The following is a 14567-nucleotide window of genomic DNA, read 5'->3' on the forward strand; positions in this document are numbered from 1 at the left end:
CGGCGATGAGCCGGGAGGAGGTGGACCGCGCACTGGCACGGCTCGGCGCGGAGCGCGACGCCGTGGAGGCGGCGCTGCTCGCGCTGCAGGACCATCCGGGCCTGCGACTGCTCGACGGCGCCGAGCTGTCCGGGCGCACCGAGGAGCGCTGGTCCGTCGCCGGGCAGGGCCTGCCGCTGCTGTGGGCGCTGTTCGACCGGTACGCGGAGGCGCTGGCCTCGGCGCGCGCGGTGCGGGCCCGCAAGGCCCGGCCGGGCGGGCCCGAACTCGCCGAACTGAGCGAGCTGCTGGCCGGCCCGGCGGTCACCGTGCCCGGCAGCGCGCTGCCGGACGGACCGCAACTGCTCGGCGCCACGCCGAAGTTGGTCGAGCAGATCAGCCTGGCCGACCTGCTGGCGCGGATGAACTCCTGGTACGCGACCGTGCTGGAGGTGGTCAGCGCCGCCGACGCGGTCTGGTCGGCACTGCCCGCCCGGATCGACCTACTGCTCGCCGAACTGGGCCGGGTGCGGACGCTGGCCGCCTCGCTGGGCGTCCGGGAGGGCGCGCACCCGCTGGCCGACGACCTGCTCGGGCTGGAGCTGGACCTCACCGCGCTGCACGCCGAGGTGCGCAGCGACCCGCTGGCGCTCTGGCGGCCGGCCCGGGTGCCGGCCCAGCGCGGCACCGTCCCGGACGGCACCGCGCTGGCGGGCCCGGCCGGGGTGGTGGACACCGAGCGCTTCGACCGCGCCGGGCGGGCCCTGGACGAGATCCGGCTGGAGCTGGAGGACGTCCTGCGGCTGCGCGACGACGCCGAGGAGCGGCTGCAGGGCGTCGGCGACCTGCTGCAGCGGGCCGACGCGACGCTGGCCGAGGCCCGGCGGGCGCGCGGCGAGGTGCTGGCGAAGATCGCGGCCACCGAGGTGCCGGCGGTACCGGGGCCGGCCTCGGCACTGCGCGAACGGATCGTGGTGGCGCTGGAGTTGCGCCAGAGCGGGCAGTGGCACCGGCTCGCCCCGCTGCTGGAGGCGCTGGAGGACGCGGCCGCCAAGGAGCTCGGCCGGGCCCGGCAGGCGCTGACCGAGGTCACCCAGCCGCTGGCCGTCCGGGCCGAACTGCGCGGCCGGCTGGACGCGTACAAGGCGATGGCCGCCCGGACGGGTGTCGCGGAGGACCCCGAGGTCGTCGAGCGGTACGAGAAGGCCCGCTGGCTGCTGTGGAGCGCACCCTGCGACCTGCGGGCCGCGGCGGGCGCGGTGCTCCGCTTCCAGCAGGCGGTCCGGCCGGTGCGCGCCGAACCGCCCGCGCCGGACGTCCGGCCCGTCCAGGACGGGCAGGCCGGGCAGACGGGGCAGGCGGGCGAGGACGGCCGGGCGGGTGACGACGCCCGGGCGGTCCAGGACGGACCGGGTGCGGCAGCGGTACCGGGCGTGACAGCGGGACCGGGTGTGACGGCGGGGCCGGGTGGGGAGCCCGAGGACGAGAAGCCGACGGAACTGGGGGGCTAGGCGATGGGCGAGGCGTGCGTACGGCCGGAGTGCACCGGCAACGGGACGATCGACGGCGACGGCTACTGCGACGAGTGCGGCCTCACCGCGGTCGCGCCCGCCCCGGCCCCCGCCGCGCCGGGCCCCGAGCCCGCGGGCCCCGGCTCGCCGTGCCCGCGCGACTGCTCCGGCACGGTCGACGGTGACGGCTACTGCGACGAGTGCGGGCTGACCCCGCCGGGCGGCGCCGCCACCTCGCGCACCGAGCCGTACGTGCCCTCGGCCCGGGTGTCGCCCGACTCCGCCCGTTCCGGTTCGGCCCGCTCCGGCTCCGCCCGCACGCTCTCCGGCCGCTCCCGCTCGCACCGCTCCGGCCGCACCGGCAGCGGCCGCTCGGTGTCGGTGCGCAGCAGCCGGGGCAGCGTCAGCGCCGGGACCCGGCACAGGCTGGGCGCCGGGCTGGTGACCGTGCCGACCGTGCCCGCGGCCGATCCGGCGGCGGCGGTGCTGACCGACCCGCAGGTGCCCGAGCGCAAGCGGTTCTGCTCCAAGTGCGACGCCCCGGTGGGCCGCGAGAAGCAGGGGCGGCCCGGCCGTCCGGACGGCTTCTGCACCAAGTGCGGCACACCGTACTCGTTCACGCCCAAGCTGCGCCGCGGCGACCTGGTGGGCGGGCAGTACGAGGTGGTCGGGTGCCTGGCGCACGGCGGGCTCGGCTGGATCTACCTGGCGGTGGACCGGCGGGTCAACGACAAGTGGGTGGTGCTCAAGGGCCTGCTGGACACCGGGGACGAGGACGCGCTCGCGGTGGCCGTCGCCGAGCGGCGCTTCCTGGCCGAGGTGGACCACCCGAACATCGTCCGCATCATCAACTTCGCCGAGCACCCGGACCTGCGGACCGGGGCCACCGACGGCTACATCGTGATGGAGTACGTCGGCGGCAAGTCCCTGAAGGCGATCGCCGACGAGCGCCGGCGGCCGGACGGGCGGCGCGATCCGCTGCCGGTGGAGCAGGCCGCCGCGTACGCGCTGGAGGCGCTGCCGGCGCTGGGGTACCTGCACGCCCGGGGCCTGGTGTACTGCGACTTCAAGATCGACAACGTGATCCAGAGCGGCGACACGCTCAAGATCATCGACATGGGCGCCGTCCGCCGCTTCGACGACGACGGCCCGATCTACGGCACCATCGGCTACCAGGCGCCCGAGATCGCCACCGACGGCCCCTCCCCCGCCTCCGACCTGTACACGGTGGCCCGCACCCTCGCCGTGCTCACCGTCGACTTCCCCGGCTACAGCACCACCCACCGCGACACCCTGCCCGGGCCGGAGGAGGTCCCGGCCTTCGCCGCGTACGAGTCGTACTACCGCTTCCTGGTCCGCGCCACCGACCGCGACCCGGCCCGGCGCTTCGCCTCGGCCGAGGAGATGGCCGATCAGCTCACCGGCGTCCTGCGGGAGGTGCTGGCCCTCCAGGACGGGCGGCCCCGACCGGCCCTCTCCACGCTGTTCGGACCCGAGCTGCGGGTGGTCGAGACCCGGGTGGTCGGGCCCGGCGGGCCCCGTCCCGCGGGTGCCGCCACCGCTGCTCCGGGGACGGCCCGGCTCGAACCCCGGGAGGCGGCGCTCGCGCTGCCCGTCCCCCGGGTCGACCCCGCCGACCCCAACGCCGGCTTCCTCGCCACGCTGGTCGCCGCCGACCCGCAGGAGGCGCTCGCCGCACTGGAGGCCGCCCCCGCCGACTCGGTCGAGCGCCGGCTGCGCGAACTCCGCGCCCACCTGGAGCTCGCCAGGATCGCCGACGCCGACCGCACCCTCGCCGCCCTGGAGCAGGACCACCCGGAGGACTGGCGGGTCGTCTGGTACCGCGGCCTGCGCGCCCTCGCCGGGGAGGGCGGCCCGGACGGCGACGCCGCCGCCGAGGCCTTCGACGCGCTCTACGACGCCTTCCCGGGCGAGGCCGCGCCCAAGCTGGCCCTGGCGCTCTGCGCCGAACTGCTGGGCGGCCACGAGGACGCCGCCGAGTTCTACCGGCTGGTCTGGGACACCGACCGCAGCTACGTCAGCGCCGCCTTCGGGCTGGCCCGGGTCCGCCTGGCGGCGGGCGACCGGCCCGGCGCCGTCCGGGTCCTGGAATCGGTGCCGGCCACCTCCAGCCACGCCACCGCCGCCCGGGTCGCCGCCGTCCGCGCCCGGCTGCACGAGCGGCCCGCCGGCGACCCGCTCGCCACCGATCTCACCGCCTGCTCCGACCAACTGGCCGCGCTCGCGCTGGACGACCGGAGCCGCGAGGAACTCTCCGTCGAGCTGCTGGACGCCGCCCTCGGCTGGGTGCGCGCCGGCTCGCCGGACCCCGACGGCGCGGGCACCGGGCCGACCGTGCTCGGACGCCCGGCCGTCGAACGGGAACTGCGCTTCGCCCTGGAACACTCCTACCGGGTACTCGCCCGGTTGGCCGACCGGGCGGAGACCAGGATCGACATGGTGGAGCGTGCCAACCGCGCCCGCCCCAGGACGTGGGTGTAGCCAATGCCGCAGCAGACCCTTTGCCCGAACTGCGCCGAGCCGCTGGAGCCGGAGGACGCGTTCTGCGGCTCCTGCGGCACCAGCCGCGACGGGCGGCCGGCCCCGGGCGCGATGCCCGCCAGTTGGAGCGCCGACGCCGCGGCCCCCGGCGTGCCCGCACCGGGCGGACCCGCGGACGGCCCCGCAGCGAACGGCACCGGAGCGGGCGGCACCGGACCGGACGGTGGTTCGGCCGAGGACCACCCGCCGACCCTCCAGCTGCGCCCGGTCGTGCCGAGCGGCCCCGCCTGCGTGCACTGCGGCGTCCACACCGTCACCGCCGACGGCTACTGCGAGACCTGCGGCGGCGCCCAGCCCCGCCCGCGCGACCACTGGGAGCGCGCCCTGTCCGACGTGGCCGGGGTCAGCGACCGGGGCGTGCGCCACCACCGCAACGAGGACTTCTTCACCGTCGCCGCCACCTCGCTGCCCGGCGGCGAGCCCGTCGTGGTGGCCGTCGTCTGCGACGGCGTCTCCTCCTCCGACCGCCCCGACCAGGCGTCCGAGACCGCCGTGGACGCCGCCTCCGAGTCGCTGCTGAGCTCGCTGGAGCAGGGCGCCGACTTCGACCCGGCGATGCGCCGCGCGGTCGCCGACGCCGCCCGCGCGGTCGCCGACCTCGCCCACGACGGCAACGCCCCGCTCCGGCCCGACACCAACGCGCCCGCCTGCACCTTCGTCAGCGCCATCGCGTCCGGCGGCCGGATCACCATCGGCTGGGTCGGCGACACCCGCGCGTACTGGATCCCGGACGACCGGGTCTCCGCCGAGCCGTTCCGGCTCACCCAGGACGACTCGTGGGCCGCCCGGATGGTCGAGGCCGGGCTGATGGGCGAGGCCGAGGCGTACGCCGACCCGCGCGCCCACGCCATCACCGGCTGGCTCGGTGCCGACGCCGAGGAGGTCGTGCCGCACACCCTGGACTTCACCCCGCACGTCCCCGGAGTGCTGCTCATCTGCACCGACGGCCTGTGGAACTACGCCGAGGCCGCCACCGACCTCGCCTACTTCGTCCGCCAGGACGCCCGCACCGACCCGCTGGCCGCCGCGCAGACGCTGGTCAAGTTCGCGGTCGCGGCCGGCGGGCACGACAACATCACCGTCGCCGTCCTCCCGGTCGACCCGCCCGCGGCCGCGGCCCCGGCGGGCGCCGGGCACACCCGGACGGACACCGCGCTCGACCTGCCGGTGGTGGCCGCCGCCGCGGCGGACGAGGAGGAGGACCACGACCCGACCCTCCCCGACCTGCCGGTGATCGGCTCGCCCGCCGCCCCGCTGCCCGGACCGCCGCCGGCCGTCCCGCCCGCCCCGGCCGGACCGGTGCCCGCCGCACCGCCCGTACCGCCGGTGCCCCCGCAGCCCCCGCACCCGCCGAGGGACTGACCGGCACCGCGCCCCGCACCGACCGCTCACACCGACGACCACCGACGGGAGCCACCGGCCCATGGCAACACTGGCCAAACCGAACCTGCCCAGGTTCGACGTGGAGATCTTCCAGAACGAGTACCTCGCGGCCGGCGCCCGCGAGGTGAACGCCATCGTCGCCGTCACCGCGACCGGCGGCGGCACCACCGGCGGGCGCCCGCTCGGAACGACCGACGCGGCGGCGCAGACCGCGCAGTCCTCGGCCGTGGTGATCATGGTCGACTGCTCGGGCTCCATGGACTACCCGGCGAGCAAGCTGCGCGGCGCCCGCGAGGCGACCGCCGTCGCCGTCGACGCCGTCCACGACGGGGTCGCCTTCGCGGTCGTCGCCGGTACCCACGAGGCCCGCGAGGTCTACCCCGGCGACGGCACCCTGGCCATCGCCTCCCCGGTCACCCGCGCCAAGGCCAAGGAGGCGCTGCGCCGGCTCACCGCGGCCGGCGGCACCGCCATGGGCACCTGGCTGGCCAAGGCCGACCAGCTGTTCCTCACCCGACGCGACCTGGCCATCCGGCACGCCATCCTGCTCACCGACGGCAACAACGAGCACGAGGCCTCCGCGGACCTCGACCGCGCCATCGAGCGCGCCACCGGCCACTTCACCGTGGACTGCCGGGGCGTCGGCACCGACTGGCGGGTGGACGAGCTGCGCCGGATCTCCTCCGCCCTCCTCGGCACCGTCGACATCGTCGCCGAACCGGACGGCCTCGCCGAGGACTTCCGCACGATGATGGCCAAGGCGATGGCCAAGCAGGTCGCCGACGTCGCGCTGCGGATCTGGACGCCCGCCAACGCGGTGGTCAAGTTCGTCAAGCAGGTCGCCCCCGCGGTCGAGGACCTCACCGCCCGCCGCACCGAGGCCGGTCCGCGCGCCGGCGACTACCCCACCGGCTCCTGGGGCGACGAGAGCCGCGACTACCACGTCTGCGTAGAGGTCCCGGCCTCCGCCGTCGGCAACGAGATGCTCGCCGCCCGGGTCAGCCTGGTGCTGCCGCCCGCGGTCTCCGGCGGCACGCCCGACGTACTGTCGCAGGGACTGGTCAAGGCGCTGTGGACCGACGACCTGGCCTCCTCCACCCGGATCAGCCCGCAGGTGGCCCACTACACCGGGCAGGCCGAGCTCGCCGCCTCCATCCAGGCGGGCCTGGAGGCCCACCGGGCGGGCGACCTCGACCTCGCCACCGCCAAGCTCGGGGCCGCCGTCCGGATCGCCCACGCGACCGGGAACGAAGGGACTTTCCGACTCCTGAAGAAGGTGGTCGACGTGGTCGACCCGAAGGAGGGTACGGTTCGGTTCCGTAAGGACGTGAGCGAGGCCGACTCCATGACCCTGGAGACCCGGTCCACGAAGACCGTGCGCGTGAAGAAGTGACCCGGGCCGAGGCCCGGCCGGACAACGGCCCAGCTGGCTGGAAATGAGGGGGGACCTGATGCCGATCTGCCCGAGGGGCCACGAGTCGCAGGCCGAGGACTGGTGCGACTTCTGCGGCTTCCCGATGACGCCTCCGGCGCCGCTGCCGCCGCCGCCCGGGGGCCACCCGGGCGTGCCGGGAGCCGGACCGCAGGGGGCCGGGCCCTTCGGCGGACCGGTGCCGCCCGGCGCCCCCGTACCGCCGGGTGCCCCCGTACCCCCCGGCGCGCCGGGTCCGCTGGGCGCCCCCGTGCCGCCCGGTGCGCCGGTGCCGCCGCCCGCACCCGGGCCGGCCCCGCAGGCGTACCCGGACCTCACCGAGGGCCTCACCGTCTGCCCGATCTGCCGGACCCCGCAGACCGGGCGGTTCTGCGAGGAGTGCGGGTACGACTACGACATCTCGTCGCCGTCCGCCCGCCGGCCCGCCGCCGGCGGCCCCGTCCCCCCGCCGGCGCCCGCCCCGCTGAACATCCCGGCCTCCTACGGCGGCGACCTGCCCGCCGCCCCGCAGGCGCCGCAGCACCCGCAGGGGCCGGACGGCTTCGGCCACCAGCAGCCGGGCGGCTACCCGGGCGGGCCCCGGCAGGCCGCCCCGGCCCCCGCGCCCGCGCCGCCGTACGGACACTCGGACCCGTTCGCGCAGCCGGAGGCCTTCGGGCAGCCCGAGCCCTACGGCCGCTCCGAGCCGTACGGGCAGTCGGAGCCGTACGGGCAGCCCGCCCCCGCGCCGTACGAGGCGTACCAGGGCGGCGGCGCCGGCTACCAGGGCGGCCCGGCCGAGGCTCCGCGCGAGGACTCCGGGCCGGTCTACGCCAAGCCCGGGCCGACCGGACGCGGCGAGGAGTTCGGCACGTCCTTCCACCTCGCCCCGCCGGTGCCGCCGCCGGGGCAGCCCCAGGCCGCCCCGCACGAGCAGCCCGCCGCACACGGTCAGCCGCAGCACGGACAGTCACAGCATGGGCAGCCGCAGCACGGACAGCCCCCGCACGGACAGTCGCAGCACGGGCAGCCGTTCGCCGGGCCCGCGCAGCCCGCGCAGCCCGAGGCGCCACAGCCGGAGCAGACGCGCACGACCTGGCTCGCCGTCGTGTCCGCCGACCGCGACTACTTCACCGACATGATGATCCGCAGCGGCCCGGAGGCGGCGGGCCTGTTCTTCCCGCCGTACTGCCCCGAGCGCCGCATCCCGCTCACCGGGCGCGGGCAGCTCCGGATCGGGCGGCGCAGCCAGCACCGCGGCACCGTGCCGGAGATCGACCTGTCGGTGCCGCCGGAGGACCCGGGCGCCTCGCACCAGCACGCGCTGCTCGCCGAACAGGCCGACGGCAGCTGGGTGCTGGTCGACCAGGACTCCACCAACGGCACCACGGTCAACGGCGGCGCCGAGCCGATCGCCCCGCACACGGCGATCCCGCTCAACGACGGCGACCGCATCCACATCGGTGCGTGGACGACCATCACGCTGCACCGCGCCTGAGCACACGGGCGGAGGACCGGGCCACCCGGTCCGGCCCTCCGCCCGCCGCTCCGCTCCCCGCCGGCCGCGAGGCCCCCTGCCGCTCCGCCGACCGCCGGGCACCGCAGTAAAATGATCTTCAAAAGGGCGTCAGGACCCTGGTTCGCACGCCCCCTTCGGCCCTACGCTCATCGCACATGACTGCAGCGATATCCGCCGACGGAATCCGTCAGCGGTACGGGGACGTGCAGGCCGTCGACGGGGTGTCACTCACCGTCGAGGCCGGCGAATTCTACGGAATCCTCGGCCCGAACGGGGCCGGGAAGACCACCACACTGGAGATCCTGGAGGGGATCCGCAAGCCCGACGAGGGCCGCATCGAACTGCTGGGGATGGCGCCCTGGCCGCGCAATCCGAAGCTGCTGCCGCGCATCGGCGTGCAGTTCCAGGCCTCGGCGTTCTTCAACAAGCAGACCGCACGCGAGACCATCCGCACCTTCGGCTCCTTCTACGGCGTCGGCGCCAAGCGGGCCGACGCGATGCTGGAGCGGGTCGGCCTCACCGAGTCGGCCGGGGTGATGACCGACAAGATGTCCGGCGGCCAGGCCCAGCGCCTGTCCATCGCCTGCGCGCTGGTCCACGACCCGGAACTGGTGTTCCTGGACGAGCCGACCACCGGACTCGACCCGCAGGCCCGCCGCAACCTCTGGGACCTGCTGCGCGGCATCAACGCCGAGGGCCGCACCCTCGTCCTGACCACCCACTACCTCGACGAGGCCGAGGTGCTCTGCGACCGCGTCTCGGTGATGGACCGCGGGCGGATCCTGCGCACCGGCGCACCCGCCACCCTGATCCGCGAGATCGACGACACCGTGCGGATCAGCGTGGAGTCCGGCCAACTCGCCGTCGACACCGCCCGCACGCTGCTGGCCGGGGCCGGCGCCGAGACCGCCTCGATCGAGGACGACGGCGTCTCGCTGGTCATCGCCACCCGCCTGCCCGGTCCGGTGCTCGCCGTGCTCGGCGACCGCAACGCCCTGCGCGGCCTGGAAGTGCGCGGCGCCACCCTGGAGGACGTCTTCCTCCAGCTGACCGGACGGGAGTACCGCGCATGAGCGCCGACCGGAACACAGACACCCGGCAGGAGACCCGGCCCTCCGACCTCCCCGCGCAGCGCGCGGCCTCCCCGGCGGGCGGCGCCGGGGACCGCCCCCCGGCGGCGCCCGAACGCGAGCGGGCCAGCGCCTTCGTGAGCCTGTCCCGGGTGATGCTGGTCGCCTTCCTGCGCGACCGCACCGCGGTCTTCTTCGTGATGCTCTTCCCGCTGATGTTCCTGCTGCTCTTCGGCACCCTGCTGAAGGACGCCGGGACCGCCCACGCCAAGGTCGTCCAGGTCGGCGCCGTCCAACTGCTCGACTCGGTGCAGGGCGAGGGCCGGACGCAGTTGGAGAAGGTCCTCACCATCAGCCGTGAGGACGACGAGGCCGCCGCACTGGAGAAGGTCCGCAAGGGCGACCTGGACGCGCTGATCAAGCAGGGGCCGGGCGGGGCCGTGGTGCTGCGCTTCAGCGCCGCCGACCAGGTCCGCGCCGGCACCGTCCAGGGCATCGTCAACTCGGTGGTCCAGCAGGCCAATCAGGCCGCCACCGGGAAGCCGCCGGCCTTCACCCTGGAGTCCTCGCAGGTCGAGGACGGCGCGCTGAAGCCGATCCAGTTCCTCACCCCCGGCCTGCTCGGCTGGGCGGTGGCGACCGGCGCGGTGTTCGGCGCCTCGCTGACCCTGGTGTCCTGGCGGCAGAAGAAGGTGCTGCGCCGGCTGCGGCTGGCCCCGGTGAGCCCGTTCTCGATCGTGGCCTCCCGGGTCGTGGTGTCCGTGGTGACCGCGCTCGCCCAGACCGCGGTCTTCCTGCTCGTGGCCACCGTGCCGTTCTTCGGCCTGAAGCTCAGCGGCACCTGGTGGCTGATCGTGCCCCTGGTGGTGTGCGGCACGATCGCCTTCATGTCGATCGGCCTGCTGGCGGGCTCGCTCGCCAAGACCGAGGAGGCGGCCAACGGCATCTCGCAGATCATCGTGCTGCCGATGTCCTTCCTCTCCGGCTCCTTCTTCCCGACCGACGACATGCCGGGCTGGCTGAAGGCCGCCTCCGAGGTCCTGCCGCTCAAGCACCTGGTCGACTCCGCCCAGTCCGTGCTCTCCCGGGGCGGCGGCGTGGGCGACGCGCTGCCGACCATGGGCGGGCTGCTGCTGTTCGCGGCCGTCCTCACCGCGATCTCCTGGAAGTTCTTCCGCTGGGAGGACGCCTAGGTTCTCCCGCCCGTGGGGTCGTACGCCTTTGGTCCCGGTGTACGACCCCACGGGCGTCTGCGACCATGGTCGGGTGAACGAGATCCGGCGTGGCACGCTCAGCGAGGAGACCTTCTACGACCAGGTCGGCGGGGAGCCGACCTTCCGGCGGCTGGTCCACCGCTTCTACCAGGGCGTGGCCGAGGACGAGTTGCTGAAGCCGATGTACCCCGAGGAGGACCTCGGCCCGGCCGAGGACCGGCTGCGGCTGTTCCTCATGCAGTACTGGGGCGGCCCGCGCACGTACAGCGAGGAGCGCGGCCACCCGCGGCTGCGGATGCGCCACGTCCCGTTCAAGGTCGACCGCGCGGCGCACGACGCCTGGCTGAAGCACATGCGGGCCGCCGTGGACGAGCTGCAGCTGCCCGAGGACGCCGAACGCCAGCTCTGGGACTACCTGGTGTACGCGGCCGCCTCGATGGTCAACACCGAGGGCTGAGCCGCCTCCCCGGCCGCACGGCCACAACAACCACGCGGGACAGCACAGACGGGCCGGACAGGCGGGCCGGAGCAGGCGGGCCGGAACCGCTAGCGCAGCGCGCTGAGCCCGAGGCCGGCGCCCGGGGCGGCCGCCGTCCGGACTACGATCGAACCGGCCGGCGAGCTCAATCGCAGCCAGCCGCCCGCCCGGTGCACGGTCAGCGGGGCCCCCGGCCGCAGGAAGCCGATCACCTGGGCGGCGTGCGCGGCCCGCAGCGGCAGCTCCGGCACGGCCGCCAGCGGGCGGGACCAGATCTCGTCGGCCAGCTCGTCCAGGACCCGGCGCGAGCGGTGGTGCTCCGGCACCGCCTCACTGCGCTCGCGGAACTCCCGGACGGCGGCCGCCACTTCCGGGACCACCTCGGCCGCACCCGGCTCGGCGACCGGGCGCCAGCCGGTGCGCGGCGGCAGCAGGCCCGCCCAGGCCGGTCCGGTGACCGGGGCCGGCAGCACGACGGCGCCCGTCCCGGTGTCGATGCCGTCCAGCAACTGGCCCGCCGAGACCGTGGCGTCCACCGCCGCGACCTCGCCCGACAGCCGCGCGGTCCGCACCGCCAGCACGCCCGAACCGCCCAGCGGCAGCCGTCCGAAGACCGCCAGCACGCCCTCGCCCGGCTGCTGCGCCCCGGCGGGCTCCGCTGCTCCGGGCCGCATGCCCTCGTGCGTGCGGTCGCCGCCCGAACCCGGCCGGCTCATCGCCTGCAGCCGCACCGCCGCCGCGCGGTCGAAGCGCAGCAGGCGGACCAGGAAGGCGGCCAGGTCGGCGGCCCCACCGGCGTCGGCGAGGGCGAGTACGGCGGGGGTGGTGCTGGTCAACGGTGCTCAGCTCACATCGGGTTCGGTTCGGTCCGCCCCGGGCCCGGTGGGCGGACCGGGCGCGCCGCCCGTCGCCCGGGCGGGCCCGGGGGGTTGCTCAGGCAGCGGCGACGGCCGGCTGCTCCTCCATGAAGCGGGTCAGGAACTCCCGCTCCACCGCGCTGATCCGGCGCGGCCGGCCCTCGGCCAGGTCGTAGGGGACGACCACGGTCGACGCCCGCACGTACACCGTCTCGGTGCCGTCCGGGGCGGTGTCCTTGACCTCGTACGACACGGTCAGCGAGGCGCCGCCGATCCTGGTCACCCAGGTCTCGACGGTGACCGGCTCGGGCCGGTGCACCAGCGGGCGCTTGTAGTCGATCTCGTGGCGCGCGACCACCGAACCGCCCGCGAACTCCCCGGCCCCGGCCGCGGCGGCCTGGGTGAACATGAAGTCGATCCGGGCCTCCTCCAGGTAGCGCAGGAAGACCACGTTGTTGACGTGCCCGAACGCGTCCATGTCGGACCAGCGCAGGGGGCAGGCGTAGATGTGGCGTGCCACGGAACGTCTCCTCACTTCTCGTTACCCGCAAGTAGCTTACGGGCGGCGGCCCGGCGGGTGCCCTGGGGCAGCCTGCCGGGCCGGTGTTGCGGCCGGATGTCGCCCCCGGGTCGGCTTCCCGACCCGGGGGCCGATCCTCAGCCCCGGGTCAGCTTCTTGTAGGTGGCCCGGTGCGGACGGGCGGCGTCCGCGCCCAGCCGCTCGATCTTGTTCTTCTCGTACGACTCGAAGTTGCCCTCGAACCAGAACCACTTGCTCTCGCCCTCGTAGGCGAGGATGTGGGTGGCCACCCGGTCCAGGAACCAGCGGTCGTGGGAGATGACCACGGCGCAGCCGGGGAACTCCAGCAGAGCGTTCTCCAGCGAGGAGAGGGTCTCGACGTCGAGGTCGTTGGTGGGCTCGTCGAGGAGCAGCAGGTTGCCGCCCTGCTTCAGGGTGAGCGCCAGGTTCAGGCGGTTGCGCTCACCGCCGGAGAGCACACCGGCCGGCTTCTGCTGGTCCGGGCCCTTGAAGCCGAACGCCGACACGTACGCGCGGGACGGCATCTCGACCTGACCGACGTTGATCCAGTCCAGGCCGTCGGAGACGACCTCCCAGAGCGTCTTCTTCGGGTCGATGTTGGCGCGGCTCTGGTCGACGTAGCTGATCTTGACCGTCTCGCCGACCTTGACCTTGCCGCTGTCCGCCGTCTCCAGGTCCTGGAGCATCTTGAACAGCGTGGTCTTGCCGGCGCCGTTCGGGCCGATGACGCCGACGATGCCGTTGCGCGGCAGGGTGAAGCTGAGGTCGTCGATCAGGATCTTCTCGCCGAAGGCCTTGGAGAGGTTCTCCACCTCGACGACGACGCTGCCCAGACGCGGGCCCGGCGGGATCTGGATCTCCTCGAAGTCCAGCTTCCGCATCTTGTCCGCCTCGGCCGCCATCTCCTCGTAGCGGGCCAGACGGGCCTTGGACTTCGCCTGGCGGCCCTTGGCGTTGGAGCGGACCCACTCCAGCTCTTCCTTGAGGCGCTTGGCGCGCTTGGCGTCCTTCTGGCCCTCGACCTTGAGACGCGACTGCTTGGTCTCCAGGTAGGTGGAGTAGTTGCCCTCGTAGCCGATGGCCCGGCCGCGGTCGAGCTCCAGAATCCAGCCGGCCACGTTGTCCAGGAAGTACCGGTCGTGGGTCACGGCGACGACGGTGCCCGCGTACTTGGCCAGGTGCTGCTCCAGCCAGTTCACCGACTCGGCGTCCAGGTGGTTGGTGGGCTCGTCGAGCAGCAGCAGGTCGGGGGCCTCCAGCAGCAGCTTGCAGAGCGCGACACGGCGCTTCTCGCCACCGGAGAGCTTGGTCACGGCCCAGTCGCCGGGCGGGCAGCCCAGCGCGTCCATGGCCTGCTCCAGCTGGGCGTCGAGGTCCCAGGCGTTGGCGTGGTCCAGGTCCTCCTGGAGCTTGCCCATCTCGTCGAGCAGCGCGTCCGAGTAGTCGGTGGCCATCAGCTCGGCGATCTCGTTGAAGCGGTTGAGCTTCCCCTTGATCTCCTTGACGCCGTCCTCGACGTTCTCCAGCACCGTCTTGGTCTCGTCCAGCGGCGGCTCCTGGAGGAGCATGCCGACGGTGAAACCGGGCGAGAGGAAGGCGTCGCCGTTCGAGGGCTGCTCCAGGCCGGCCATCATCTTCAGCACGGTGGACTTGCCGGCGCCGTTGGGGCCGACGACGCCGATCTTCGCTCCGGGGAGGAAGCTGAGCGTCACGTCGTCAAGGATGACCTTGTCTCCGTGCGCCTTGCGCACCTTGCGCATCGTGTAGATGTATTCCGCCACGTGAGATCGCTCCGGCGTCGTCGGGAGTAATTCGGCTTGCAGCCTTCCATTGTGCCGCACCCGGCCGTACTCCCCGAACGGCCCAGTACCCCGGGACGCCCGCCCCCGGCGGGCACCAGGGGCGATCCGGGAGCGACCCGGGAGTGATCCGGCCGGGATGCGGCGGGGATGTGGAGGTCGGGCCCGGCGGGGATGCGGCGGGGCCCGGCGGCCGGGCCCGGGAACGCGGAACGGCCCGGCCCCCCGCAGTGGCTGCGGGGG

General features: G+C 74.7%; 11 protein-coding genes. 8 read left to right on the top strand and 3 right to left on the bottom strand.

What is annotated here, in order from left to right:
* Positions 1-5 precede the first annotated feature (5 nt).
* The 8 genes from ACWGB8_RS19155 to ACWGB8_RS19190 all read left to right on the top strand — a co-directional run bounded on the left by ACWGB8_RS19155 (position 6) and on the right by ACWGB8_RS19190 (position 11106).
* On the top strand, positions 6-1490 hold the full coding sequence (locus ACWGB8_RS19155) for a hypothetical protein (protein ID WP_452214696.1): 1485 nt from the start codon (positions 6-8) through the stop codon (positions 1488-1490).
* A gap of 3 nt (positions 1491-1493) precedes the next feature.
* Positions 1494-3992 (top strand): tetratricopeptide repeat protein, encoded by a 2499-nt coding sequence (locus ACWGB8_RS19160; RefSeq protein ID WP_452214684.1) that lies wholly within the window; start codon positions 1494-1496, stop codon positions 3990-3992.
* 3 nt (positions 3993-3995) lie between these two features.
* Positions 3996-5414 carry a protein phosphatase 2C domain-containing protein gene (locus ACWGB8_RS19165; RefSeq protein WP_452214685.1) on the top strand — a complete coding sequence of 473 codons (1419 nt, stop codon included), beginning with the start codon at positions 3996-3998 and terminating at the stop codon, positions 5412-5414.
* Positions 5415-5475: 61 nt separating this feature from the next.
* Positions 5476-6828 carry a VWA domain-containing protein gene (locus tag ACWGB8_RS19170; RefSeq protein ID WP_452214686.1) on the top strand — a complete coding sequence of 451 codons (1353 nt, stop codon included), beginning with the start codon at positions 5476-5478 and terminating at the stop codon, positions 6826-6828.
* A gap of 58 nt (positions 6829-6886) precedes the next feature.
* The gene (locus ACWGB8_RS19175; protein ID WP_452214687.1) at positions 6887-8344 is read left to right on the top strand and encodes an FHA domain-containing protein; all 1458 of its coding nucleotides are present in this window, start codon (positions 6887-6889) and stop codon (positions 8342-8344) included.
* A gap of 176 nt (positions 8345-8520) precedes the next feature.
* The gene (locus ACWGB8_RS19180) at positions 8521-9438 is read left to right on the top strand and encodes an ABC transporter ATP-binding protein (protein ID WP_452214688.1); all 918 of its coding nucleotides are present in this window, start codon (positions 8521-8523) and stop codon (positions 9436-9438) included.
* On the top strand, positions 9435-10628 hold the full coding sequence (locus ACWGB8_RS19185; RefSeq protein ID WP_452214689.1) for an ABC transporter permease: 1194 nt from the start codon (positions 9435-9437) through the stop codon (positions 10626-10628). The genes ACWGB8_RS19180 and ACWGB8_RS19185 overlap by 4 nt, the downstream gene beginning before the upstream one ends.
* 73 nt (positions 10629-10701) lie before the next feature.
* On the top strand, positions 10702-11106 hold the full coding sequence (locus tag ACWGB8_RS19190; protein WP_452214690.1) for a globin: 405 nt from the start codon (positions 10702-10704) through the stop codon (positions 11104-11106).
* A gap of 89 nt (positions 11107-11195) precedes the next feature.
* Here ACWGB8_RS19190 and ACWGB8_RS19195 read toward each other — a convergent pair whose 3' ends face one another.
* The 3 genes from ACWGB8_RS19195 to ettA form a co-directional block, all read right to left on the bottom strand.
* Positions 11196-11963, bottom strand: coding sequence for a hypothetical protein (locus tag ACWGB8_RS19195; RefSeq protein WP_452214691.1), 768 nt, complete (start codon positions 11961-11963; stop codon positions 11196-11198).
* Between the two features lie 97 nt (positions 11964-12060).
* Positions 12061-12504 (bottom strand): acyl-CoA thioesterase, encoded by a 444-nt coding sequence (locus ACWGB8_RS19200; RefSeq protein WP_452214692.1) that lies wholly within the window; start codon positions 12502-12504, stop codon positions 12061-12063.
* A 137-nt stretch (positions 12505-12641) separates the two neighbouring features.
* The gene (ettA, locus tag ACWGB8_RS19205; RefSeq protein WP_452214693.1) at positions 12642-14306 is read right to left on the bottom strand and encodes an energy-dependent translational throttle protein EttA; all 1665 of its coding nucleotides are present in this window, start codon (positions 14304-14306) and stop codon (positions 12642-12644) included.
* Positions 14307-14567: the final 261 nt, after the last annotated feature.

The organism is Kitasatospora sp. NPDC054939 (genome assembly GCF_053610105.1).

Bases quoted from the DNA above. Each gene is read 5' to 3' on its own strand.
- ACWGB8_RS19155 (WP_452214696.1), top strand. From the start codon at position 6: ATGAGCCGGGAGGAGGTGGACCGCGCACTGGCACGGCTCGGCGCGGAG.
- ACWGB8_RS19160 (WP_452214684.1), top strand. From the start codon at position 1,494: ATGGGCGAGGCGTGCGTACGGCCGGAGTGCACCGGCAACGGGACGATC.
- ACWGB8_RS19165 (WP_452214685.1), top strand. From the start codon at position 3,996: ATGCCGCAGCAGACCCTTTGCCCGAACTGCGCCGAGCCGCTGGAGCCG.
- ACWGB8_RS19170 (WP_452214686.1), top strand. From the start codon at position 5,476: ATGGCAACACTGGCCAAACCGAACCTGCCCAGGTTCGACGTGGAGATC.
- ACWGB8_RS19175 (WP_452214687.1), top strand. From the start codon at position 6,887: ATGCCGATCTGCCCGAGGGGCCACGAGTCGCAGGCCGAGGACTGGTGC.
- ACWGB8_RS19180 (WP_452214688.1), top strand. From the start codon at position 8,521: ATGACTGCAGCGATATCCGCCGACGGAATCCGTCAGCGGTACGGGGAC.
- ACWGB8_RS19185 (WP_452214689.1), top strand. From the start codon at position 9,435: ATGAGCGCCGACCGGAACACAGACACCCGGCAGGAGACCCGGCCCTCC.